The following is a 23893-nucleotide window of genomic DNA, read 5'->3' as shown; positions in this document are numbered from 1 at the left end:
TGCCAGATTTCGGATTTTCCTGCGGGAAAGCCAAAGAAACGCGGCGGCATGACATGGGGAAAGTTCTTCCATCCTGCATGTTGTGCTACTACTTTACCGAGGTCATGGCATACCGGTTGCGCCCGGAATCCTTGGCCCGGTACAGCGCGTCGTCGGCATGCTTGAGCAGCGTGTCGACCCCGGCCCGGCCGTTTTCCGCCGTCGCCACGCCGATGCTGGTGCTGACGATGCGCGCCACGCCGTCGATGTCGAACGGCTTTTCCATGACCTTGATGATCTTGCGCGCCACCACGGCGCACTCGGACACGTCCTGCAAGCCTTCGAGCAGGATGACGAATTCGTCGCCGGCCAGGCGCCCCACGGTATCGCTCTGGCGCACGCAGGCCGACAGGCGCCGGCCGAACTCGACCAGCACCGTGTCGCCGCCGCTGTGGCCGAAGCTGTCGTTGATCGATTTGAACTTGTCCAGATCCAGGTACATCACCGCCATCACGTTGCCGTTGCGGGCACTGCGGGTCTGGGCCCGGCCGATGCGCTCGGTCAGCTGGGTGCGGTTCGGCAAACCGGTCAGCGCGTCGAAGCGCGCCAGCGCGCTCAGCTGTTCTTCCAGCAGCTTGGAATCGGTCACATCGTTGACCAGGCCGGTCACGCCGACCGCGTTGCCGGCGGCGTCGACCTGGGGAATGTAGGTAGCCTGGTAGTGGCGCCGCTCGTTGCCCTGCATGCGCGCGAAATCGAACTTGACGGTGCTGCCGGTCATGGCGTCGTCGAACGCGCGCTGGTGCACCTCGGCCTCTTCGGGCGAGAACAGGCTGCTCACCAGGCTGCCGTGGATGCGCGCCAGCGGCCGCCCGAACCAGCTTTCGTGATGCCGGTTGACGAAGCCGAAGCGGCCGTCGCGGTCCATGAAATTGACCAGCGCCGGCAGGTTGTCGGTCACCGTGTGCAGCAGGCGCTGCTGGGCGGACAGGGCCAGTTCGGCCGCCTTGCGCTCGGTGATGTCCATCACCATCGTGTAGAACCCGGCCACCTTGCCGTCGGCGCCGATGTCGGGAATGTATTCGGTCTGCAGGTAGCGTTCGCCCTTGAGCTCGGCGGCGGGACGCTCGAACGACACGCGCCTGCCGGCCAGCGCGGCCGCCATCTGGGCCGCCACCGCCGCAAACACCTTGGGCCCGAAGACGTCGCTGACCGTGCGGCCGACGATCTGTTCCGGGGCAATGTCGGTGATGGTGGCGTAGGCGCGGTTGCAAAAGGTGTAGCGGTATTCGGTATCGACGTAGCCGATCAGCGCCGGCATGTTGTCGGCGATGGTGCGGATGCGTTTTTCGCTCATCGCCAGCACTTGCTGGGTGGCCTTCAGTTCGGTAATGTCGTCGACCAGCACGAAGTAGCCCTGCACCACGCCGGCCGCGTCGATATCGGGGTTGTAGGCGACCCGGTCCCACTGGGGCACGCCGCGGCGCATGACCTGGCGCTCGAATTGCACCGCGCGCCCGCTCAGCGCCGCGTCCAGGTAAGCCTTGCTGGCCTTGTAGAGCGCCTCGCCGATCACCTCGCGCACGCTCTTGCCGGGAATCTGGCGCGCCGAGATGCCGAAGAAGGCGCTGTAGCGCTCGTTGCCGAAGACGAAGCGCTCGTTCCTGTCGACATAGCCGACCAGCGCGGGAACGTTGTCGGCCACCATGCGCAGGTTGCGCTCGCTGTCGGCGACGGCGCGCTCGGCCTGGTCGCGCTCGGCCATCAGGGTGTCGAAAGCGCGCCACAGTTCGCCGATTTCATCGTCCGCATACGGCTCGTCCTGCGCCACCGCGCCGCGCCCGGCCGCCATGCGCGCGCCAAGGCGCTTGAGCGGGCGCAGCTGGCGACCGATCATGAACCAGGCGACCGGGCCGATCACCAGCATCAGCAAGGCCGCGATGATGGCCGCGTTCCAGCGCATCTTGTTGGCGAACGCGAACGCTTCCGCGGACGGATACACGCCGCACAGCAGCCAGCCGGTGCTGGCCAGGCGCTTGTAGGAAACCAGCGCGTCGGCCCCGCTGTCGGCGGCCGAGCGCAGCGTGCCTTCGTAGCCGCCCAGGGCCAGGTCGACCGAGGGCGCGCGCTTGCCGCCATCGTCGATGCTGCGCAGGATGCGCCGTTCGTCCGGATGGGAGACGAACACGCCCTCGCGGCTCAGGATATAGAAGTAGCCGGTCTTGCCAACCTGCCCGATCGACAGTTCCTTGATGAAGCTGTCCTTGGCCAGGTCGATCGTGCCGACCAGGATATGGCTGATCTGGCCCCCCTTGTCGTGGATGGGCGCGGTCATGATCACCACCGGCCGGCCGCTGAGCTGGCTGCGCAGCGGGCGCGAGATGACCGGGCCGTCGGTGCGGATGGTGTCGAGGAAATAATCGCGTGTCGAAAAATTCAGCTGGCCGCGCGTATCCGGATAGTCCATGTTGGCAACCTGCTCGCCCTGGGCGTCCAGCACCGACATATTGGTAAAAAACCCATCCATGCTGTGATACTGCTCCAGCTTGTCCTGGAAAGCGGCGGATGGGTGCGGACGCACTTCCAGGTCGTGCGCCAGCCGCATCAGGGCTTGCTGACGGATCAGGAATTTGTTGTCCAGGTCGCGCGCCACCTGGCTGATCAGCGACGCTTCGCGCTCGCCCACCACCGTCTCGATGCCGCGCTGCACGATCAGCACCGCCGCGACGGTCAGCACCGTGGCGGTCAGGACGATCAGCATGCCAACGGCCAGCGAAAAGCGCGCTTTGAGCGACACGGGGCCAGGAATCCAGCGGCGACGGGTAAACATGAGGTGTGTGGCGATTGTCGGATTAGTTGTAAAGACGACGAATCGGCGGGGCTGGGCCGGGGAAATTCCGGGGGCCGCCTGGTGCGGGCGCCTCCGGTGCACGGCCGGCGCAAAGGTGTGGCGCCAGCGTACTGATGCTCCTGAGTGTACATTATTTCCCGTGGAAAATATCACCATGGGACGCAACAACAACAGTTTGGGTGGCGATAATTGCGCTACGCCAAGTCGAGACGGTCAACGCCTGGCGGCGGTTGCCTGGACGAACTCGCGCAGGCGGGTGGGAATAGTCAGCACGTCCTGATGGTCTTGTGCGATGAACAAGTTTGAATTGGGAAGCAGCCGATGCAGTTCGTGTGCCGAGGCCAGCGGGTGGGTCGGGTCGCCGGCCCATCCGACGATCAGGGCCGGGGTGCCCGACAGCGCCTCAAGGGCCGCGCGTGGCGGCAGGTCGGACACCGCCGCGCTTTCATACAGCGCAAGCATGCCCGGCGTGCTCAGGTCCCGCATGCCGTAGCGGGCGGCTGCGGCCAGGTGCGGTGCGGCTTTCAGCAGCCAGGGCGGCAGCGCGCCGCCATCCCTGGCGATCAGCCGGGCGTAGCGCGCGCCGCCCACCGACTGCGCGAGCGCGATGGCGCGCCGGTACAGTGCGGCTTGGGCAATGCGCGCCTCCCACAAGGTGGGCGGCAAGATCAGCACGAGACCGTCGACGCGTACGGGCGCGTGCAGCGCGGCGTGCAGCGCGCTGGCGCAACCCATCGACCAGCCGCCGGCGATGAAGGTGTCTTCGCCGAGGGCGTCGGCGAGGGCCAGCATGTCTTGCCCGAGCGCGTGCCAGGTAGCGGGCGCGCATGCCGCGCTGGCGCCATGGCCGCGCGCGTCGTAGCGCACCAGGCGCAGCGAGGCGGAAAAATGCTGCCACTGGAGGATGCCGAGCGCGTCTTCCGCTTCCATCGACGACATCATGCCGTGGGCCCAGAGCAAAGGCGCACCGCTGCCCGCCGAGCGGACGTTCAGGTCAAGCTCGCCGATGCGCATGCGAACACTTCACGTCTGTGAAGAGGCTTGCTTCTGGCGGCGACGGCTTGCATCGGATGTCAGCAGCAACCGCACGCCCCGCGGCGCTTGCGGACAGCGCCGCACCCATCAAGGCCAGCCCGAATAGCGTTTTTTAGACATTAGCATTCTCATTATCAGATTCACATCGACGTCATTACACGAACTCCAGCGGCGCGCCGGCCATGGGCGGGGTGCGATTCTAGCAATTTACCGACCGGTCAGGCGTTCACTTGCGCACCATGCTGTCCATCCCGGCACGGTAAGGCGGCGGCGCATCGGCCCGGGTGTGAAACGAACCGCTTAGCGGGCCAGCCGCGTGTAGTATTTCGCATGCCACTAACAGCACCGCGCATGTTCCCACTGCACCCGAGTCAACCATGAAAAGAGACGAACCCAGCGCCCCGACCCCGGCGCCCTCAGGCGACGTGCTCGCCGCCGCCAAATCCGCCGGATTGCGCTACGTCAGCGACAGCTCACCGGGCATCACGCGCAAGGCGCAGGGCAAGCACTTCATCTACCTCGACGCCAGCGGCGAGACCGTCACCGACGAGGACACCCTGGCACGCATCCGCGCGCTCGCCATTCCTCCGGCCTGGACCGATGTGTGGATCTGCAAGCTGGCCAACGGCCACCTGCAGGCCACCGGGCGCGACGCCAAACAGCGCAAGCAATACCGCTACCACGCCAAATGGCGCAACCTGCGCGACGAAGTCAAATACGAACGCATGATCAGCTTCGGCAAGGCCCTGCCCGCTATCCGCCGCACCGTCGGCGCCGATCTCAAACGCCCCGGCCTGCCGCGCGAAAAGGTGCTCGCCACCATCGTGTACCTGCTGGAAGCGACCATGATGCGGATCGGTAACGAGGAATATGCGCGCCAGAACAAATCCTTCGGCCTGACCACCCTGCGCGACCGCCACGTGCGCATCGACGGCAAGGCGGTCGAGTTCCGTTTCCGCGGCAAGAGCGGCGTGTTCCACAATGTGAAGGTCGAAGACCGGCGCCTGGCGCGCATCATCAGCCGCATCCGCGACTTGCCGGGGCAGGAACTGTTTCATTACGAAGATGACGACGGCAACGCGCACACGGTCGACTCGTCCGACGTGAACGACTACCTGCGCGACATTACCGGCGAGGATTACACCGCCAAGGATTTCCGTACCTGGTCGGGCACGGTGCTGGCGGCGTTGGCATTGCAGGAGTTCGAGAATTTCGATTCCGAAGCGCAAGCCAAGAAAAACATCGTGCGCGCGATCGAATCGGTGGCCGAAAAGCTGGGCAACACACCGTCGATCTGCCGCAAGTGCTATGTGCACCCGGCCATTCTCGACGCTTACCTGGACGGCACCGTGCTCGAGGCGATGCGCGAGAGCACACGGCGCGAGCTGGTGGAGGATCTGCACGAGTTGCAGCCGGAAGAAGCGGCCGTGGTGGCGTTTTTGCAGCAGCGCCTGCAGGTTCCGCCAGTCAAGCGCAAGGCCGCCCGCTAGGGACGGGGTTGCGCCCGGGCGTTATTGGCGCATTGTGACAGAGGATGAGCGTCGCCGTCACAATGGCCGGGCCGCCGGCCTGATTACTGGCCACCGTTGCGGCGAAGTCGCGGGCCACCAACGCGGGCAACGATCTTCCGACAGAGAAAAGCGGTGCGGCGCACAGCCACTAGCGCAGCATCGCACGCGCCCGGTCCAGCAAGCCGCCGAGGCTCACGCCCACAGTGTAGGCGACCAGATCGCGCCAGTCGAAGCCGCTGCCGAGGACCAGATGCCCCACTTTCGTGGCGCGCACCTGCCTGATCCACGGCGCCTGGTACAACTGCATAAACTCGACCGCGAACGCTGTGCCCAGCGCAAGCACGACCAGCGTGCCGGTTTTTGCGCGCGGCAGGCAAAACGCCCACAACAGGAACACCAGCAAGGCCCACAGCGCATCGCCCGGATAGTTTCCGAAGTAATGCGACAACACCGAGGGATATTTACGCGTCGCCATGCCGCACGCGACCACGATCACACATCCGGCGGCAATCCAGCGTCTGTCACGCACCATTGGAGCCGCCCTGCTTCTGCAAGAATTTTTCGATTTCAGCGAGGATGCGTGCCTTGAGTTCCTCGCTGCCGCCGTCGAACATATCGTTGTGGCGCGCGTGGTCGTACAGGTCGAGGGACGACTGGCGCACCGGCGTGCCAGCCGCCATGGCGGCACACGACAGCACGGCGGAGAAGGCGCCAGCGGCGCTCAATTTTAAAGCAAACATCGGGGCGATCCTGACCGGAAAATCAAAGCCGCTCATGATACAAGAAAGCACGGTGCCTGGATAAGCGCTTTGCCCGTATTGCCGGCGCCAGCGTGTATCATCGGCAGCTTCTCTTTTCTGATCACTCAACATGCCTGACTACATCTGGTCGTGCCTTAGCTGCGGGACGGCAAATGCGTCCGGCGCCATCGTGTGCGCGCAGTGCACCTGCCCGGCGGCCGCCTCGACCCGCCAGATAACGGCCTGTCGCGAAGCATGGCGTGCGCAAGGAGGCAGCGTGATTGCGGGCGCCGGCAAACTACCGGAAGTCGGCGATAACGATGTTCCCAAAGCGCTGTGGCATGTCATATCCCGGATACTGCGTTTCATTTTCTGATTTCGGCATGCGTGCGCCTGCCGGGATGGTTAGCTGTTTAGTTTCGTGTGATCATATTCCTCGTCGCAGCATGGCGTTGTATGCGATCAATGTTCGTCGACACGCAGAGCTGCGTCCAACTCGCTTCTTACATGGCAAGGCAATGGGGTGTGGGGACGGAGACGTTGCCGGACTGGCTGCGCGGGCGGAGACTTCCCGCCGCGCGCAACTGAACGGTCAGCAGCAGCCGGGCTGTTTGGCCAGCGTGCAGCCGGAGCAGAACGAACGGTTTTTCAGGTGGGCGGCGAAGATGAACAGGCCGCCGATGCTGGTCAAAATGGCTTCGGCGCCGTGGCCATAACGGGGGCCGGCGACCAGCACCGCCGCGCAGCAGCAGGCGAAACCGCACGCGCCCAAGGCCAGCACCAGCGCGCGCCGGTGCTGGCGAAAACCGGCTACCAGGGCAATCAGTGCCGGCAGTGCGACCAGGACCAGCAGCCAGGCATGCAGGCCGTCGTCATGCGGAAACCAGTTCATGAGGGGAAAAGCGGCCATCAGCAGCGGCGGCCCAAGGCAGTGCAGCAGGCACAATGCGGCCGCCGTCATGCCGGCGTAGTCCGCCACTCCAATTACTTGTTTTATCATCGACCTGACCAGACTCGCGCTGCTTGGTGCAACTGTGTTGCAAAACACAATCATAGCCCAAGACGGGCGCAAATGCAACCGGATTGCATATGCGCCCTGCCCTGCCCGCGCCGCCGTCAGCGCTCATCCATGCCGTTCAGGAGCGGCCGCTGGTCCTGCGGTTGACCACCCACTCGCCGAGCGGCGCATCGCTGTCGCAAGGCGTATTCGCATTGTTCGCCGCTTCCTGCAGACGGTTGGCCTGGCCGGCATTCTTCGCCACGCCGTCGCCATGGCGCAGCGCCTGCGCGTAACGGCAGCGTGCGACCGGATGGCCGGCATCGGCGGCGGCCTTGTACAGTTCCACTGCCGCCGTCTTGTTGGCGCGCACGCCCCACCCCTTGAACGTCATGTCGGCCAGGTTGACGGTACCCTGCATGTCGCCGCCGTCGTGGGCTTGCTTGAACATGGCCACGGCCTTTTTCTGGTCTTTCGGCAGGCCCTCGCCAAAGCGGTAGGCACCGCCGAGGTTATTCGATGCCATCGGATGGCCCTGCTTGGCGGCGCGCTGGTACAAGGCGACAGCCTTGCGCTTGTCGGCCTTGACGCCGAAGCCCTGGCCATACATCACGCCGAGGTTGTACTGGGCATCGGTATCGTTGCCGGCGGCGGCAAGTTCGAGCCACTGGCGCGCCTTGGCGTAGTCGCGCTCCTTGTCGCTGCCCTGCAGATACATCTTGCCTAGTTCGGACTGCGCCGGCACCAGGGCCGTCGGGCCGCTGGCCGCTTCGGTGAACAGCGCGATCGCGCCGGCACGATCCTGCGGCACGCCCTGGCCCGATGCCAGCGCCACCGCGGCATTGAACGCGCAGCGGTTTTCGCCGAGCGCGGCGCATTTGCGCCAGTAAGCCACGGCCTTGGCCACGTCCTTGGTCACGCCATCGCCCTTGTTGTAGCGCTGGCCGAGCTGGAACTGGGCTTCCGGATAATTGGCATCGGCCGCCTTCTGCAGCCACGTCAGGGCCTTGGCCACGTTGGGCGCGCCGGTGTCGCCATCGCTCTCCATCACGCTGATATTGAACTGCGACTCGCCGAAGCCTTGCTCGGCGATCCCCAGCCATTCGGAATACGCCAGCGCCTTGTTCCCTGCCTGATACGCCTTGAACGCGCGTTCGCGCCGCAGCTCACCTTCCGGCGTCAGTTTTCCGTTGGCGACCAGGCTGCCCGGGGCCGCGCCGTTACCGGCCGATGCCGCATCTGCCGTTCCGGTTTCCTGCGTGGCGCACGCCGAGAGCAGTAGCGCGGCGATCAGGCCGCACGCATAGCGGCTGGAGAGGTGTTTCATATTCAAATTCCTGCTGTGTTTTGCGATGTTGTCGGGCACTCGCGCGGCATGTGCGCGCCAGCGTAAATATTCATTGTGCAACAAAGCAGTATTTTCACATCAGAGCACGCTGAAATGTTGGTTATATTCAATGTTTTGAAAAAATACCCGTCCCACCATAGCGGGGACGGTCTGGAATGCGCTTCCGCGTGACGAATCAACAACACAATAATGGCTTGACATTTCCCAAACGGGGCAATAAGCTTGCGGCCATGAACTCAATGGACATCCTCTTTTTTACCTTCGCCCTCCCGGCACGTTGCTCACAACGTCCCGGGCCGCGACAGTGCGCCCCTTGATTCGCTCTTGACGAGCACCCATCAAAAAAAGGCCCACTTCGGGCCTTTTTTGTTTTTGCAGTTTCGCTTGCCACACCCACACACAGTAGTTGCTTAGGAGCATATATATCATGAAGTTAGCCGACGAAGAACGCGCGCGGGATCACTGAACAAGGGTGGTCGCATGGCTCCCGCGGCGCTTGTCCCCAAAGACAATCCACGACCGCTCGCTATGTTAGAAAGCACCATCATGACTGCTACAGTCCTTCGCGCCAACTCGCGCAACTTCGGTATCATTGCCCACATCGACGCCGGCAAAACCACCCTGTCCGAACGCATTCTCCTGAAAACCGGCGAGATCCACCGCACCGGCGAAGTCCATGAGGGCACCGCCACCATGGACAGCATGGACCTGGAAAAAGAACGCGGCATCACCATCGGCGCGGCCGCCACCCGCTGCGCCTGGAACGGCCACGCCTTCACGCTGATCGATACGCCCGGCCACATCGACTTCGCCATCGAAGTCGAACGTTCGCTGCGCGTGCTCGACGGCGCCGTCACGGTGCTGTGCGGCGTGGCCGGCATCCAGCCCCAGACCGAAACCGTCTGGCGCCAGGCGCAGAAACACGGCGTGCCGACCATTGTGTTCATCAACAAGATGGACCGCACCGGCGCCGACTTCGGCCGCGTGGTGGGCCAGATCGCGTCGCGCCTTGGCGCCCTGGCCGTGCCTTTGAGCATTCCGGTCGGCGCCGGCGATGCGTTTGAAGGCACCATCGACGTGCTCGGCAAGCGTTTCCTCGCCTGGGATGCGGCTGGCCTGATGACCGCAAGCGCCCTGCCCCCGCATCTGCACGCTGCGGCCGAGGCAGCCTATGCACACGCCGCCGCAGTGGCGGCCGATGCCAGCGACGCGCTCACGCTCGCCTTCCTGGCGCACGACACGCTGTCGCCGGCGGATGTGCGCACTGGTTTGCGCGCCATGACGCTGGCACGGCGCGCGGTGCCGGTGCTTGCCGGCTCGGCGTACCGCAATGCCGGCATCGAGCCGCTGCTCGACGCCATCATCGACTGGCTGCCTTCGCCCGACGAACGCGCGGCCCCCGTGGCGCGCCTGGACGGTGCACCGGTGACGGTTGGCACCGGCGACGGCGACCCGCTGGCGGCGCTGGTGTTCAAGGTGGTGCACGACGACCACGGTTCGCTGTCGTATGTGCGGCTGTACGGCGGCACCCTGCGCGAAGGCGATGTGCTGTGGAATGCGTCGCTCGAAACGACGGTGCGCGTGGGCCGGCTGTATGTGATCCATGCGGACCGCCGTACCGGCGTCGCCCAGGCGCAGGCCGGCAGTATTATTGCCATCGCCGGCCTGAAGGATGCGTTGACCGGGCATACCTTGTCGACCAAAGCCGTGCCGCTGGTGCTGGAAACCATTCACGCAGGTGAACCGGTGGTGGCGCTGGCGATCGAACCAGGCAAGGGTGGCGACCGTGGCAAGATGCTCGCCGCGCTCGATCGCTTCCGTCGCGAAGACCCGTCTTTGCGCCTCGAAAGCGATCCGCTCAGCGGCGAGACGGTGCTGTGGGGCATGGGCGAACTGCATCTGGACGTGGTGCTGGAGCGTGTGCGCCGTGAAACGGGCGTGGAAGTCACGGTGGGTGCGCCTCAGGTTGCCTATCGCGAAACCATCGCCGGGCCCGCAGTGGAACTGGAAGGCAAAGTGTCGAAGCAAAATGGCGGCAGCGGGCAGTATGCACGCGTCGTTTTGCGGGTTGAACAGTTCGATGGCGTGTTTGCCTTCGAGAATGCGATCAAGGGCGGTGTTGTGCCTGCGAATTTCATTCCGGCCATCGAAAAAGGCGTGCGGCAGGCGCTGGCGCAAGGTCCTCTCGGCTACCCGGTCACGGGCGTCAGGGTGACCCTGCTCGATGGCGACTACCACGCGGTCGACAGCAACGACATGGCGTTCACGGTGGCGGCCAAGGAAGGCACCTTGGCCGGGCTGAAGCGTGCACATCCGCTGATGCTGGAACCGGTCATGACGGTGAGCGTCGATGCACCGGCCGTGAATGCGGGCGATGTCATTGGCGACCTGCAGCGCCGCGGCGGCAAGGTGCTCGGCATCGAAGAGCTGACCGGCCGCGTTGAAGTGGTTGCCGATGTGCCGCTGGCGAATCTGTTCGGCCACACGACCAGTTTGCGTTCGCTCTCGCAAGGGCGCGCGTTTGCCAGCGCGGTGTATGCAAGGCACGCGCCGCGCATGCAGCAACGCGCCGAGGCAATCGCCGCGTAGCAATGGTGTAAAGTAGTTTCGGGGCCGGGAAGCGATTCCCGGCCCTTTTTTCCGCGCTTTGCGCTGCAATCGCACTAATAAGAAAGACAACGTCATGAAATGGCGCACGCATCCCGCCCTGGCGGGCAAGCTTCATCCGAATCATCCGGACGACATTCAGGTCATCATCCACGACGGCGGCCGGCGCATGACCAGTGCGCATCCCGAACTCGCTTGGGTGACCATCACCGGCGTGGAGGGAGATATTTTTACGGGACGCGTCATCATCGCTCCAACGCAGCTGGAAACGGTGCGCATCAATCAATCGATCCGCTTCATCGCCACCGGCACCGGCCACCCGCTGATGGTCAGCGAGAAGTACATCAAGGAACGCCCATCCTGGCTTATCCACGGATGCGGCAAGTGCGGCTTCGCGGAACTGTTCGATGCGCCGTCCGATTTGATCAAGGCGATTTTCCCGGCCATGCCGGCCGACGCCGTGCTTGACACCTTCACCTCGTTTTGCCCTTTGTGCGACGGAGTTCAGGCAATCGAGTCGCGCCAGGCAGCGGAGCGGCATTGATGGAAATCTACCTGCTTACACCAGGGTCTCGTGGCGTCCCGCTGCACACGCGCTGCACGGGTACCGGCAGGTTCGTGCGCCAGATGGGGCCTCCCGGGCGTTTCGGCGTGATCGATCTGGTATTGGAACCAGTACCGGAATACGGCTGCACATTAAGCTGGGAAGTGTCGGAGGAACAGATTCCTGTCATGTTCCTCGACGCGGTAATCAGCAGCATCAAGCACGTGCTGGCAGAAGACGCGTTTGACGGCGACTATCTCAGCGGCTGCCGCATCCGCGTCGTGGACGGGGCGTACAACAGCACCGACTCCAAAATCAGCTGTTATCAGATGGCCACTGTGATGGCCATGCGCGAGGCGCTGCGCGCGGCAGGACTGTATGCGCCGGTCGACTCAACGGCGCCATAAAACAAAACATTTTTCGCCAGTGCATTGAGTAAAGTTGGCAAAGCTGCTAGTGTGGTCGTCTGAGCATTGATTTTCATCAATGCTGCTGGGCGCCGCGTCCATGCAAACAATTCCGGAATAACTCAATGGCAGAGAACTCGGCTTTTAACTGAGTAGGTGCTGGTTCGATTCCAGCTTCCGGACCCCAACACTTCATTTCAATGGATACCACGTGGATAACGACGCTTCCGGCGCGGAACCTCTCCGCATTGCGCCCGGCTACGCGGCACTGCAACTGGCTGCCGCCCTGCGTACCAACACCGACCACCCTGACCCGCAGGTGCGCGAACGCGCGCGCGACAAGGCGCGGCAGTGGGAGCAGGTCATGGCCGGCATGTTGACGGGATCGATCGACGTCGGCTCGCGCACTCCGCTGGCCGGGGTTCCCGCCTGGGTCACGCCCGATATCGTCAAGGGCGGCTTCGCCACGGGCGATTTCAAGGCCGGCGGCGCCTTGCTCGACCACGAACTGCAGACACTGGCCGCGGCCGGTATGGCGCCCGCGCCCGATGCGCGCCGTTGGCTCAACGCGCGCCTGCTGACCGACGACGGGATGGCGGACCTGTACGCCCTGCTCGACTCAGGCTGCTACGACGTCAACGTGCCCGAGGAAGGCGCCCTGCTGGTCGTGGCCTGGCTCACCCGCCATGGCAAAGCGGATGCGGCGCGCGAGGTGCTCAGTGCCATCGCGCCCTGGTTCGACCGCTTGCGCTTTTTTCCGGCGCCCGCTGCGCAAGCACGCCGCTTCGGCGAGCGCGTCTTTCTCAAGCCCGTGCGTGAGGTGGCGCTGGCCTTGCACGAACGGCGCGCACCGAACCGCCGCATCATGACGCAGCGCGATACCGTGCGCGTGCTGCTGCCGCTGTATGACCGCGTGGTCCAGCTGTTTATCGATAGCGTCGAGGGTGAGCCGCCGTCGATCGATATCGATGCCAGCGGCGCATGGCGCGACGGCGTCACCGGCAAATTCCGCATCGCCGGCGGCTGGCCGTGCCGCCACTATCCGGCCCAATGGCACACGCGCGGCGAGGCCCTGCTGCACGAGTGGTACGGGCAGAGCGTGACCCGGCACAAAGACGACAGCGTGGCGCAATTGCTCGACTATCTGCGCATCTGCGTGAAGGAACCGGCCACGCTGACGGGGCGCGACGTCGGCAAGATCCGTCTCATCCTGGCCAGGTATATCGGCAAACGCGGCCTTCCCGGATCGGCCCAATGCGCTGCGCTGCGCAGCGAGCAGGCCAGGCAGGTGCGAGGCGTGCCGCACCATCTGCTGGCCGGCGTACTGGCCGAGCGCCTGCGTGCCTACCCGCAGGAAGGCGGAATCGATGATCTGGCTCCGGTCGGCGTGACAGTCACCGCGGCGGAAGCGGCCAATCTCGGCGAAGGCGCCGGCAGCGCGATTCCTTCCTCCCTGCTGGCCAAGCTCCAGCGCTGCCACATCGATACCATCGCCGCGCTGGTCGAACGCGGCGTCGTCCGCTCGGCCGAGGCGCTGGGCTGCGTGCTGCCGCAGTTGAGCGCCGCCATCAACGGCGCTGCGATCGAAGACCCCTCGCTGAAACACCTTTACGGCGCGCTGTACCAGGCATTCCGTCGCCGCCGCTCCCTGCTGTTGCAGAATCTGGAGCATCAGGTGCAACTGCACGAGCTGCCGTGGCTTGCCGCCGTCAACGCCGAGCGGCAGCACGGCCTGCAGCCTCGGACACTCGCCCGCAGGACGCTCGAAGAAATCACCGTGCTGACACTGACTTCGTTCCCCCACACGATGATCCCTAATCCGCTGTTGCAGGAAATGAGCGCGCTGGCGGCGAACGCGGGACTGGACTTGCCGCTGGTGGATGAACTGGCCGCCGATATATTCGAGGGCGCGTTCTCGCCCAAATTCACCAAGGTGGCCGCGCACGCGACGGCGCTGCTGGACGATAGTTTGTACTGCCGCTACTACGGCATCGATGTCCGGCAGCGCGGCCGCTTGCGTGAACTCGTGAAGCCGGCCAAGGCGACGGGCAAGGCTTCAAGCGACAAAAAAGAGCTCCTTCGCCTGTGCGAGGAGCGCGCGGGCATCCCCTACGGCAATGGCCGCGTGGCCGGCAATGCCATGATTATCGAGCAGCAGCAGATCCTCACCACCCAGAACCTGGCCACACTGGTATCGTCGCTCGGACTGGTCGACGAACTGCGGCCGCGGTTTTACGGCATGGCGCAGCAATGCTTCGAGTGGATCTGCCGCGACCAGCAGGTCCGGCGCGACAACAGCCACGCTGAACTGCGCGCGGTCAAGAACGCCGCTTACGCGTGGCGCCAGATGATCTTCTTCCTGTCGCTGGCCCCTGCCCCTGCCACCGCCGAATTGATCGCCTGGGCGCATGCACATCTGGGGCCACAGTCGCCGCGGCTGCGCAAACGCCTGGCTCCCGCCATGGCAGGGCTGGAACTGGCCGCCGCTTACCGCTCGCTGGACGAGCCGGCGATTGTGGCGAGCGGTGCGCGCAGACTGCTCGGATATTCATGCACGCCTCACTGGATGCTGGCCGTGTGAACACGACGTTGTTCCGTGGTCGGGTATGCCGGCGGCTTCGAATGAATCCGTGACCGGCTTGTCAGGCAGGACCGGGACATCATTGTTTCCTGCATGCGCGCCGGCCGTCAGGGTCGCGCACAGCTAGGAGAAATAGCGCACCACGTGCGCCTCGGTCGGCAGCGGCACCTCCCACTTGAACAGCATGCGCTCGATCGCCTTGTTCGGCAGGCTGGTATCGCGCTGCGTATTGCGCTTGAAGATGACCTGCGGCGGCTGTTCAAGGTACACCAGTTCGACCTCGGCATCGTAGGCATACAGCAGGTCGAGCGTCTTCTTGCGCATCTGCGCGCTCAGGTGCGTGGTGTTCCACACGAACGGCGCTTTTTCGCGCAGCATCTCCTTGGCGAAATCGACCGCCCGGTGCGCCACCGCGCCTTCGTTGGCGCCGTGGCGCAGCCCCAGTTCTTCGCGCGCGTCGTCGATCGACACCACCGGCAAGCGCGCCCGGTTGGCCGCCACCCAGTGGTTCTTGCCCGACGCCGGCAAGCCCGACATCACCGTCACGCGCGATCCCGGGTTCCGGTGATGGGTGAAATCGGGCGCGATGCCGGCGCCGCGCATGTACGACAGGCGCGTGTGCGTATCCGCAAACGTCTTGGGCGTGCCGTAGCAGCCTTCGTCGCGCGCCATTTCTCGAAACAGCTCGATATCGACCAGGCAGTCGTCCTTTTTCTCGTACCAGCGCCCTTCCATGTCGGCCTGCGCCATCGCCGAGAGCAGGCGCAGGTCCAGTTCATGCGAGAGCTTGCGGATCAGGAACTCGGCCGACTGGCCGTTCTTGTTCCCCGCCAGCGCGAAGAACGGCAGCTGGTGCACGGTGATGATGCGGCAGATATGCTCGCGCACGGCGAACGGCACGCCTGCATGCCAGCACAGGATGCGCGCATCGATCGCGCCGCGCTTCGAGTGGCCCGGCTGCCCGATGCGGCCACTGTCCGGATCGATCACAGTCGTCGCCGGCTTGGCGATATCGTGCAGCAGCGCGGCGTAGAACAGGATGAAGCGCTCCTCGTCGCTGCCGTCGATGTAGTCCGGCCCGCGCATCAGCGCCTCGATCACCATCCGCGTGTGAATCCACACGTCGCCTTCGGCGTGGTAGTACGGGTCCTGCGGCGTCGATGCCAGCAAGGCCAGTTCGGGAATCGCGTGCAGGAACCAGGCCCAGTCGGGCGTCTGGCCGGGCGCGGGCACGTGCGCCGCCATGGCCTTGTAGGTCAGATTGTCCATCACTTGCCTCCTTCGGTTACCAGGCCCAGGTCTTCCCATGTCGTCGTCAGGCGCGGTGCGTAAATGTCGACCCCGGGCGCCAGCTGATTGGGCACGTAGGGCTGCTGCGAGTGGTGCATCTTCGAATCCAGGATGGCCTGCACGAAGTCGCTGCGCACCCATTTGTAGCGTGCCGTGACCACGCCGTCTTCCTCGACCTTGATGTACAGGCCTTCGGCCAGGCCGGACTTGTCGGCCTGGGCCCAGCATTTCGCCAGGTCCAGCCCTTCGCGTGCGACGGTCGCTTCAAAGTCGTTCTTCCACGCCGGAGTCTTCGCCAGCGAAAAGCGGATCAATGCCAGCAGGTCGGCCAGCTTGCGTGGCGCGACACCGGCATACAGCACCGGCACCGCCAGCACCGGCGCGTCATCGAGCAAGGCGGCGCGCGCGGCGGTCGACAGGAAGACCTGCTTTTCGCGGTCGTAGATGTCGAACTCGCAGAACAGGTGCGGCAGATGGTTGTAGAAGACGCTGTGCTTCTTGCCCATCCACTCGCCGTACATGACGTAGCGCTCGCCCAGGCGCTCGATCAGCGCGCTCTCGTGGGCGGCGGCCCAGCGCTTGAAGATGCTGAACTGGCGCTCGCGCCCACCGCCGGCCAGGTAGTGGCCGCGGCTTTGCAGCAGCAGTTCGGCGCCTTCGCTGAAGCTCACGCCGGCATTGGCGCCATCGAGCTTTTCTTCGACGACGATATAGCGGCCGGCCAGCGCGGCATAGGCCGCGCGCGGATCGTTGCGTTTGCCCGGTTTGTCGAAACCGTCGTCGCCTTGCTGCAGCTGCGAGCCTTCCAGGTGACGGGTGGAAGGGTATTTATGTAATTCCAGATTGTGAACGAAGTTCGTCATGATGCGCTCCATGGTGTAGATAGGAGCTGACGACAAAGGGAGAACTACGCCACGACAGCAACGGTCGTGGGAAAGCGGCATGCACAGCCTACCGGGCGCTAATCCGGGCAGGTCAATCCGATATCGTCAGCAGATAGGTTGGCTGTGTACAGGCACGTCAGGTTCTCGATTCAGTAGTGAGGTTTTCTTGCGAAGGCGCAGATACTAACCCGGCCTTGAAGCGGATGTAAAGAAAAATATCGAACGCGGATTGTGCGCCAGCGGCCATCGCCGCCGGGGACGATGGCCGCTGGCGCGCATAGTCAATGCTGGTAGGCGCCGATGTCGAAGCCGGAAAACACATTGCGCGGACGGCCGTTAAAATCGGTCGGGGCGGCGTGCATCGGGGTGGCGCGCCCGATCGCCGGCGAGCTCGCGCTGAGACTGAAGTTGGGCAAGGCGACTTTGATGTCGCCCACGAACAGCGGCGCCGAACTGACCGTGCCGCTGTGCGTCAACCCATTTTTCAGACGCCAGTCGTAGCGGCTGTTCTTGTAGACCAGGTTATTGCGGTAGCTGTTGTTGCGCCCCGTGCGCCCCTGCTCCGAGATGCCCATCCTGTTGTCGTACACGATGTTGTTGTACACCGCCGTATGGTCGTTCGGGCCGGACGTGTGATAAAAGTCGCCGCCGCCGACGACGATGCCGGTGTTCGAGCCGGTCACGGTGTTGTTGGACACGACCACATTGCGCGCGTCGTGCCACAAATGAATGCCCGCTTCGGCGACGCGGTACACCACGTTGTTTTTCACGCTGCCCGTGGTGCTGACGTAGATCCCCTGCACGAAGCGGCAGCCGGCCGGTCCGATGTCGTGCACCAGGTTGGCGATCACTTGCGCCTGCACGCCGCGATAATACCCGTCCACGCCGATCGCGGCGCCGCCGTTGCTGGTGCAGGCCACCTTCTGCGCGATGTGATGCACATGGTTGCTGCGGATGATGTCATGCGAGCCGCCGTTGTAGATGCCGGAGCTCCAGCGCGTGCCGCCCCGGTGCGCGCTGCCGTCGACGTCGAAGCCGACGATATCGACGTAGTTGCCGCGGTTGTCCCACGCGGCCTTGCTGGCCGAGCGCTCCGGCGGCACGATCCGGGCGCCCCAGCGTTCGGTGGACACATAGGCAATCCGGGCGCCCGGCTGGCCGCTGGCGGTGGTGCGGATGCCGCCGCTGTAGGTGCCCGGGGCGACGAACACGGTCACGCCCGGCGCAACGGCGCGCGCGGCGCGCGCCAGCGTGCGGAAGGGTCGCGTGTCGGTGCCGGCATTGTCGTCGGAGCCGTGCGGCGACACATACAGCGCGCGGCCCTGCTTGCCGGTGGCGCGCGCCTGGTCTTGGTCGGCCGGCGCGTAGCCGGACATGGCGAACGACTCGGGCGCCACGTCAGGCACCGGCGCCGCGCTGGCACTGGCGGCGTCGACCGCGCCGACGCCGGCCGGATCGGGACGAACGGGATCGGCCGGCGGCGTGGCGGCGGGCACGCTGGCGGCCGCCGTGGGGGCCAGCGTGGGGGCCGCAGCGGGAGCGCGTTCGCTCTCCCCGCCGCCGCCACCGCAGGCGCCAAGTAACAAGGTAAAACCGCTGCAGGCAAATAACACGGCGCGATGCTCCAAAGTGATCATGGCAATCTTACTCATGCGAAGTTCCTCTTCCAAAAGCGTGAAAGCTTGGTTTGAGGCCCATCAAGCGCCAAGGTTCGGATTTTCTTCGAGGTTTTTTTCGGCAGTAACCGATGGCAATTTCACCTGTTGCGCCGCGCGGTGCTTGCCGTTATGACTTCGTTTTGGATTATCGCAACATGTTGGGCGCTAAACGGCAGCGCAATATTGCCAAAGGAATATGCGAACCGCTCAGCGAATAGACAGTGCCCGGACAAGTGCGTATGCTTTCAGGAAAGGCGAGCCCGTCCGGGGGACGCCGCGGCATCCGATTCCACCGACAGGAGCGCGTCCCGACTTGAACGTCCACGACACATCAGTCCGTCGCCATACCCGCGCCCTCCGGCGCGCTCTCCGCTCATGGCGCGCGGATCAGCGATGACGCCCACCACCCTCCCGCACCGCCTGCACGGGCGCCACTGGCTGGTGCCATTGATCGCCGCCCTCTACCTTCTTATTTGCATTACAGCAAGTTCGACGGCAGCGGCGGCCGCTCCCGACCGCTGGGAAAAACTGGCCACCCCGCTGTTCGAGCATATCGGCCTGGAGCAGGGCTTGCCGCATCCGGTTGCGATGGCGCTGGCGCAAGATGGCGACGGCTTCATCTGGATCGGCACCCAGCGCGGCCTCGGCCGCTGGGATGGCTACCGCATGCTCGCCTTCGTGCATAACGCAAGCGACCCGTATTCGATTCCCGCCGATTTCATCCAGGCCCTGCACGTGGACCGGCGCGGGCGCCTGTGGATCGGCACCGCCACCGGCGGGCTGGCCATGTACGACAAGGTCAACGAGCGCTTCATCCGCTTTCCGGCCGGCGCCAACGGCCTGGCCGATGCCGCCATCAATGCCATTGCCAGCGACGGCATGGGCGGCGTCTGGGTCGGCACGCCCTCGGGCCTCGATTACGTCGACCCGGCGCGCACCGCGGTGCGCCACTACCGCCACGAGCCGGGCGTGCCCGGCAGCCTGCCGGACAGCCGCATCCGCGCCCTGCACCTGGACCGCAAGGGCAACCTGTGGATCGGCACCAGCAGCGGCCTGGCGCGGCGCGACGCCGTCAGCGGCCAGTTCACGGCAGTGCCGGTGGGCCCCGACGGCGCCGACGCTCCCTGGCGCGACGCGGTGCTCTCGTTCGGCGAAAACAGCCGCGGGCAGATCGCCTTCGGCACCCTGAAAAGCGGCATCGGCGTGGTCGATGCCGGCGCCGCGCGCGGCAGGATGATGGAACTGGTGGGGGTCAGCGACCCCCACGCCAACATGGTGCTGGCCATCACCGAGATCGTGCCCGGCCGCTGGTGGGCCAGCACCTACGGCGGCGGCATCATCGACATCGAGGCCGACAGCGCCCGCGCGCGCCGCATCCTGCACCAGGCGGCCGTGCCATCGAGCCTGGCCAACGACCGCACCGCCGCCATGCTGCGCGACCGCAGTGGCCTGATCTGGATCAGCAACGAGCGCAGCGTCGATTTCCATGATCCCAACAACCGCGCGGTGGCCGCCGTCTTCGGCGCCCACGGCATGCCGGAAGCGGCCGTCACCGCTTTGATGACCGACTCCGGCGGGCGCGTCTGGCTGGGCCTGGCCGACCAGGGCGTGGACCTGGTCGACCCGGACGGCACGCGCAGCGCCGCCCTGCGCCCCGACCCGGCGCGCCTGGACAGCGCCCTGCCCAACCGCGTACTGCTGGCGATGGCCGAGGCCACCCCGCAAGACGCCTGGATCGGCACCCAGCTCGGGCTGTACCGCACCCTCGACCAGGGCCGGCGCGTGGAGCGCGTCGCGCTGCCGCAGGCGAACCCCTATCCGCGCATCGGCACCATCGCGCCGCAGGCCGGGCAGCTGTGGCTGGGCACCTTCGAGGGCTTGCTGCGCTACGACCCGGCGGCCAATACGCTCACGTCGTACGTCACCGGCCCGGGAGGCCTGTCCGACAACCGCATCCAGGCCTTGATGACCGATCCGGGCGGCGCGCTCTGGATCGGCACCCGCAACGGCTTGAACCGGCTCGACCCCATCACCGGCAAGATCGAACAGATCCTCGCCAATCCGAGCAACGAGAGCGCCCTGTCGGACCCGGTGATCAGCGCGCTGGCCATGGATGGACGCGGGCGATTGTGGGTGGCCACGCACGGCGGCGGCATCAATGTGCTGGAAATGCGCACCCCGCTCGGCGCGCCGGTGTTCCGGCGCCTCGGCCTCGCCGACGGCCTGCCCAGCACCGCGGTGTCGGCCCTGCGCCTGGACCGCAGCGCGCGCATGTGGGCCGCCACCGGCAACGGCATCGCCGTGATCGACAGCGGCAGTCTCAAGGCGCGTCCGCTGGCACGGGCCGAGGGCCTGGGTTTTCCGACCTACTTCATCGGCGCGGCCGCCGCCACGCCGGAAGGCGACCTGCTGTTCGGCGCCACCGGCGGGCTGACGGTGATCCATCCGGAGCGCCTGGCCAACTGGGAATTCCGCCCGCCGCTGGCCATCAGTTCCCTGCGCACCGACGGCCATCCGGTGGCGGGCGCGCAGGTGCTGGCCCAGCGCGACAGCCGCCTGATCCTGCCGCCCGGGATCAAGGGCTTCGAGATCGAAGTGGCGGCGCTCGACTTTTCCGACGCCAAACGCAACCGCTACGCCTTCCTGCTCGAAGGCTACGACCAGAGCTGGGTGGAGAACGACGCCAACCGGCGCGTGGCGGCCTACAGCAACCTGCCGCCCGGCAGCTACCGCCTGCGCGTGCGCGGCGCCAACCGCGACGGCGTGTGGGCCGACGAGGAACTGTCGATCCGGGTGCGCGTGCTGCCGGCCTGGCACCAGACCTGGTGGGCCTACCTGAGCTACGTGCTGGCCGGCGCGGCGGCGGCGTATGGCCTGTACCGCTGGCGCGTCGGCCAGCTGCAGCGCAGCCGCGCGGCCCTGCAGGCGCTGGTGTACTCGCGCACCCAGCACCTGGAAAAGCTCAACGCCATCGTCAAGTCGATCAACGAGCAGCTCGACTTCGACGCGCTGCTGCACACCATCCTGCGCGAATCGATGTTCATCAAGGGCATCGACGCCACCTGGGCGCTGGTGCGCGAAGCCGACACCGACACCCTGGCCGTGCGCGCGGTGTGGGACCGGGCCGGCGGCACGCCGGTCGAAGAGCGCATGGACCTGATCGAGGCCGAAGCGCGCTATGTCAACGCGGGCGAGATGATCACCACCGACATTTACCTGACCCGCGCCGGCGTCATCCCGGGGCACGCGGGCCACGCGCAGCTGGCGGTGCGCATCTGCATCGAGCACCGCGTCGAAGGCTTCCTGGTGTTCGAGAACCGCGCGCCCCAGGTGCCGCTCGAAGAAGGCGACCTGGAACTGCTCAAGGCCCTGAAGGAACCGTTCGTGTCGGCCTTTCAGAAGGCCAATGCGCTGCGCCTGATCGAACAGGCGCGCGCGCGCGCCGAAGCGGCCACGCGCGCCAAGAGCGAGTTCCTGGCCAATATCAGCCATGAAATCCGCACGCCGATGAACGCCATCCTCGGTTTCGCGGGCCTGGGCACGCACCTGGAGCTGGACGCCAAGCCGCGCGACTACTTCCGCAAGATCGCCCGGGCCGGCAACAACCTGCTCGACATCATCAACGACATCCTCGATTTTTCCAAGATCGAAGCGGGCAAGCTGGAACTGGAAGTGGTGCCGTTCGACCTGCCCGACACGCTGACCAACATCGTCGACCTGTTCGCCTGGCGCGCCGCCGAAAAGGAACTCGAACTGGTGATCTGGGCCGCGCCCGACGTGCCGCAGATCCTGATGGGCGACCCGCTGCGGCTTGGCCAGGTGCTGATCAACCTGGTCGGCAACGCGCTCAAATTCACCGCGCACGGCCACATCCAGCTGCGCGTGGAGCGCGCCAAGGACTGGAGCGGCGACGACAACCAGGTGCGCCTGTGCTTTTCGGTCGAGGATTCCGGAGTCGGCATCAGCCCTGAGCAGCAGGAGCGCCTGTTCCAGGCCTTTGCCCAGGCCGACGCCAGCACCACCCGCATCTACGGCGGCACCGGGCTCGGACTGGCGATCTCGCAGCAGCTGGTGCGCAAGATGGGCGGCGAGATCGGCGTCGACAGCGAACTTGGCGCCGGCAGCCGCTTCCACTTCACCTTGACCCTGAACGTGGCGCCGGCGCAGGGCCCGGCGCGCCTGCAGGCCGGCGCCGGGGCGCGCGGCAAGAAGGTGCTGGTGGTGGACGACAGCGCGCCCACGCGCGAAATGCTCGAACTGCAGCTGCGCAGCTTCGGTTTTGACGCCAGCGCGGTCGGCTCGGGCGCCGCCGCCCTGTTCGCGCTGCAGCTCGAACCCTACGATCTGGTGCTGATGGACTGGAACATGCCCGACATGGACGGCCTGGAAACGGCGCGCCGCATCAAGGACGACCCGACCCTGGCGTCGATCCCGTCGATCATCATGGTCACCGCCTTCGCGCGCGACCATATCAAGGCGGCGGCCGAGGAAGCCGGCATCGGCGCCTTCCTGGTCAAGCCGGTCACCGCCTCGCAGCTGCTCGACAGCGTGCTGGCGACCATGGGCTTCGACGCCGCCGTGCCCGGGCGCGACGCGGCGCCCTTCCCGTCCCAGGCGGCCGAACACATTCGCGGCGCGCGCGTGCTGGTGGTGGACGACAATCTGGTCAACCAGCAGGTGGCCAGCGAAATCCTGCGCCGCGCCGGCGTGCATGTGGACCTGGCCGGCAACGGCGTCGATGCGGTGCGCCTGGTCGACCAGACCGGCTACGACGCGGTGCTGATGGATATCCAGATGCCGGAAATGGACGGCTACCAGGCCAGCGCGCGGATCCGCGCCAACCCGCGCCACGCCGAGCTGCCGATCATCGCCATGACCGCGCACGCGGTGGCCGGCTACCGCGACAGCTGCCTGGCGATGGGCATGAACGATTACCTGTCCAAGCCGATCGAACCGGCCATCCTGTACACCGTGCTGTCCGGATGGATCCATGCCGATCCGACCCGGGTACCGGCCGAGAGCACGCCGCAGCCCGAGGTGGGCGGCGTGCCCGACCACCTGCCCGGCATCGACGTCGAAGCGGCGCTGGCGCGCCTGGGCCACAACGGCCCGCTGCTCACGCGCCTGCTGACCATGTTCGCCAAGGATTTTGCAGGCACCCGCAAGGCCATCGCGCAAGCCGTCGACGGTGGCGATCTGGACAACGCGGCGCTGCTGGTGCACAAGGTCAAGGGTGCGGCCGGCAACCTTTCGGCGCAGCAGTTGTACAGCGCCGCGGGTGAGCTGGAAGAGTGCCTGATGGCAAAGGATGGCAAGACTGCAATGGAAATATTGCCTGGTTTCCTACACTTGTTCGACGAGGTGATGGATGGAGCCAACAGTCAGGAGAAAAACACACAGCTATGATTTCTAAACCTTGATACTGATCAATAAGTGTCCTACCATGGCTAAGTGCTTTACC

Annotated in this window: 15 protein-coding genes and 1 tRNA gene; 7 read left to right on the top strand and 9 right to left on the bottom strand. The window is 65.5% G+C overall.

Translation table 11 applies throughout. The annotated features are described in order from the left end of the window. Window positions 1–88 precede the first annotated feature (88 nt). Window positions 89–2809: a sensor domain-containing diguanylate cyclase gene (locus RBA41_RS01020; RefSeq protein ID WP_306620101.1), complete on the bottom strand. Its 2721-nt coding sequence runs from the start codon at window positions 2807–2809 to the stop codon at window positions 89–91. Between the two features lie 234 nt (window positions 2810–3043). Next, the gene (locus RBA41_RS01015) at window positions 3044–3844 is read right to left on the bottom strand and encodes an alpha/beta fold hydrolase (RefSeq protein WP_306620099.1); all 801 of its coding nucleotides are present in this window, start codon (window positions 3842–3844) and stop codon (window positions 3044–3046) included. A 398-nt stretch (window positions 3845–4242) separates the two neighbouring features. On the opposite strand from RBA41_RS01015, the gene RBA41_RS01010 reads away from it, so the two are divergent. Continuing rightward, entirely contained in the window at window positions 4243–5355 is a 1113-nt protein-coding gene (locus RBA41_RS01010; protein WP_306620097.1) for a DNA topoisomerase IB, read from the top strand. A 169-nt stretch (window positions 5356–5524) separates the two neighbouring features. Here RBA41_RS01010 and RBA41_RS01005 read toward each other — a convergent pair whose 3' ends face one another. The 4 genes from RBA41_RS01005 to RBA41_RS00990 all read right to left on the bottom strand — a co-directional run bounded on the left by RBA41_RS01005 (window position 5525) and on the right by RBA41_RS00990 (window position 8440). Then, window positions 5525–5851, bottom strand: coding sequence for a ribosomal maturation YjgA family protein (locus RBA41_RS01005; protein WP_306620095.1), 327 nt, complete (start codon window positions 5849–5851; stop codon window positions 5525–5527). A 46-nt stretch (window positions 5852–5897) separates the two neighbouring features. After that, a complete protein-coding gene (locus RBA41_RS01000; protein ID WP_306620093.1) occupies window positions 5898–6116 on the bottom strand; it encodes a hypothetical protein in 219 nt (72 codons plus the stop codon). A 592-nt stretch (window positions 6117–6708) separates the two neighbouring features. Next, on the bottom strand, window positions 6709–7116 hold the full coding sequence (locus RBA41_RS00995; RefSeq protein WP_306620091.1) for a MerC domain-containing protein: 408 nt from the start codon (window positions 7114–7116) through the stop codon (window positions 6709–6711). A 136-nt stretch (window positions 7117–7252) separates the two neighbouring features. Then, window positions 7253–8440, bottom strand: coding sequence for an SEL1-like repeat protein (locus tag RBA41_RS00990; RefSeq protein ID WP_306620089.1), 1188 nt, complete (start codon window positions 8438–8440; stop codon window positions 7253–7255). 567 nt (window positions 8441–9007) lie between these two features. Between RBA41_RS00990 and fusA the strand changes: the two genes are divergently transcribed. From fusA to RBA41_RS00965, 5 genes are all read left to right on the top strand, one after another. After that, window positions 9008–11050 (top strand): elongation factor G, encoded by a 2043-nt coding sequence (fusA, locus tag RBA41_RS00985; RefSeq protein ID WP_306620086.1) that lies wholly within the window; start codon window positions 9008–9010, stop codon window positions 11048–11050. A 94-nt stretch (window positions 11051–11144) separates the two neighbouring features. Continuing rightward, window positions 11145–11612 (top strand): hypothetical protein, encoded by a 468-nt coding sequence (locus tag RBA41_RS00980; RefSeq protein WP_306620083.1) that lies wholly within the window; start codon window positions 11145–11147, stop codon window positions 11610–11612. Beyond that, window positions 11612–12019, top strand: a complete 408-nt coding sequence (locus RBA41_RS00975) for a hypothetical protein (protein ID WP_306620082.1) — start codon at window positions 11612–11614, stop codon at window positions 12017–12019. The genes RBA41_RS00980 and RBA41_RS00975 overlap by 1 nt, the downstream gene beginning before the upstream one ends. 111 nt (window positions 12020–12130) lie before the next feature. Then, a tRNA-Lys gene (locus RBA41_RS00970) sits at window positions 12131–12202 on the top strand. A 28-nt stretch (window positions 12203–12230) separates the two neighbouring features. Next, window positions 12231–14600, top strand: coding sequence for a hypothetical protein (locus RBA41_RS00965; RefSeq protein ID WP_306620081.1), 2370 nt, complete (start codon window positions 12231–12233; stop codon window positions 14598–14600). 123 nt (window positions 14601–14723) lie between these two features. On the opposite strand, the gene RBA41_RS00960 is transcribed toward RBA41_RS00965, so the two are convergent. The 3 genes from RBA41_RS00960 to RBA41_RS00950 all read right to left on the bottom strand — a co-directional run bounded on the left by RBA41_RS00960 (window position 14724) and on the right by RBA41_RS00950 (window position 18426). Then, window positions 14724–15860 (bottom strand): AAA family ATPase, encoded by a 1137-nt coding sequence (locus tag RBA41_RS00960; protein ID WP_306620637.1) that lies wholly within the window; start codon window positions 15858–15860, stop codon window positions 14724–14726. Between the two features lie 8 nt (window positions 15861–15868). Continuing rightward, the gene (locus RBA41_RS00955) at window positions 15869–16753 is read right to left on the bottom strand and encodes an RNA ligase family protein (RefSeq protein ID WP_306620080.1); all 885 of its coding nucleotides are present in this window, start codon (window positions 16751–16753) and stop codon (window positions 15869–15871) included. A gap of 302 nt (window positions 16754–17055) precedes the next feature. After that, complete coding sequence (locus tag RBA41_RS00950) at window positions 17056–18426, bottom strand: DUF1565 domain-containing protein (RefSeq protein ID WP_306620079.1); 1371 nt, start codon at window positions 18424–18426, stop codon at window positions 17056–17058. 399 nt (window positions 18427–18825) lie between these two features. Between RBA41_RS00950 and RBA41_RS00945 the strand changes: the two genes are divergently transcribed. Then, a complete protein-coding gene (locus tag RBA41_RS00945; RefSeq protein WP_306620077.1) occupies window positions 18826–23838 on the top strand; it encodes a hybrid sensor histidine kinase/response regulator in 5013 nt (1670 codons plus the stop codon). Window positions 23839–23893: the final 55 nt, after the last annotated feature.

It is taken from the genome of Massilia scottii, from assembly GCF_030846495.1.
Taxonomy (GTDB): Bacteria; Pseudomonadota; Gammaproteobacteria; order Burkholderiales; family Burkholderiaceae_D; genus Telluria_A; species Telluria_A violaceinigra.
Note: the sequence above shows the minus strand (reverse complement) of the source record. Positions and strands in the feature narration are given on the sequence as shown.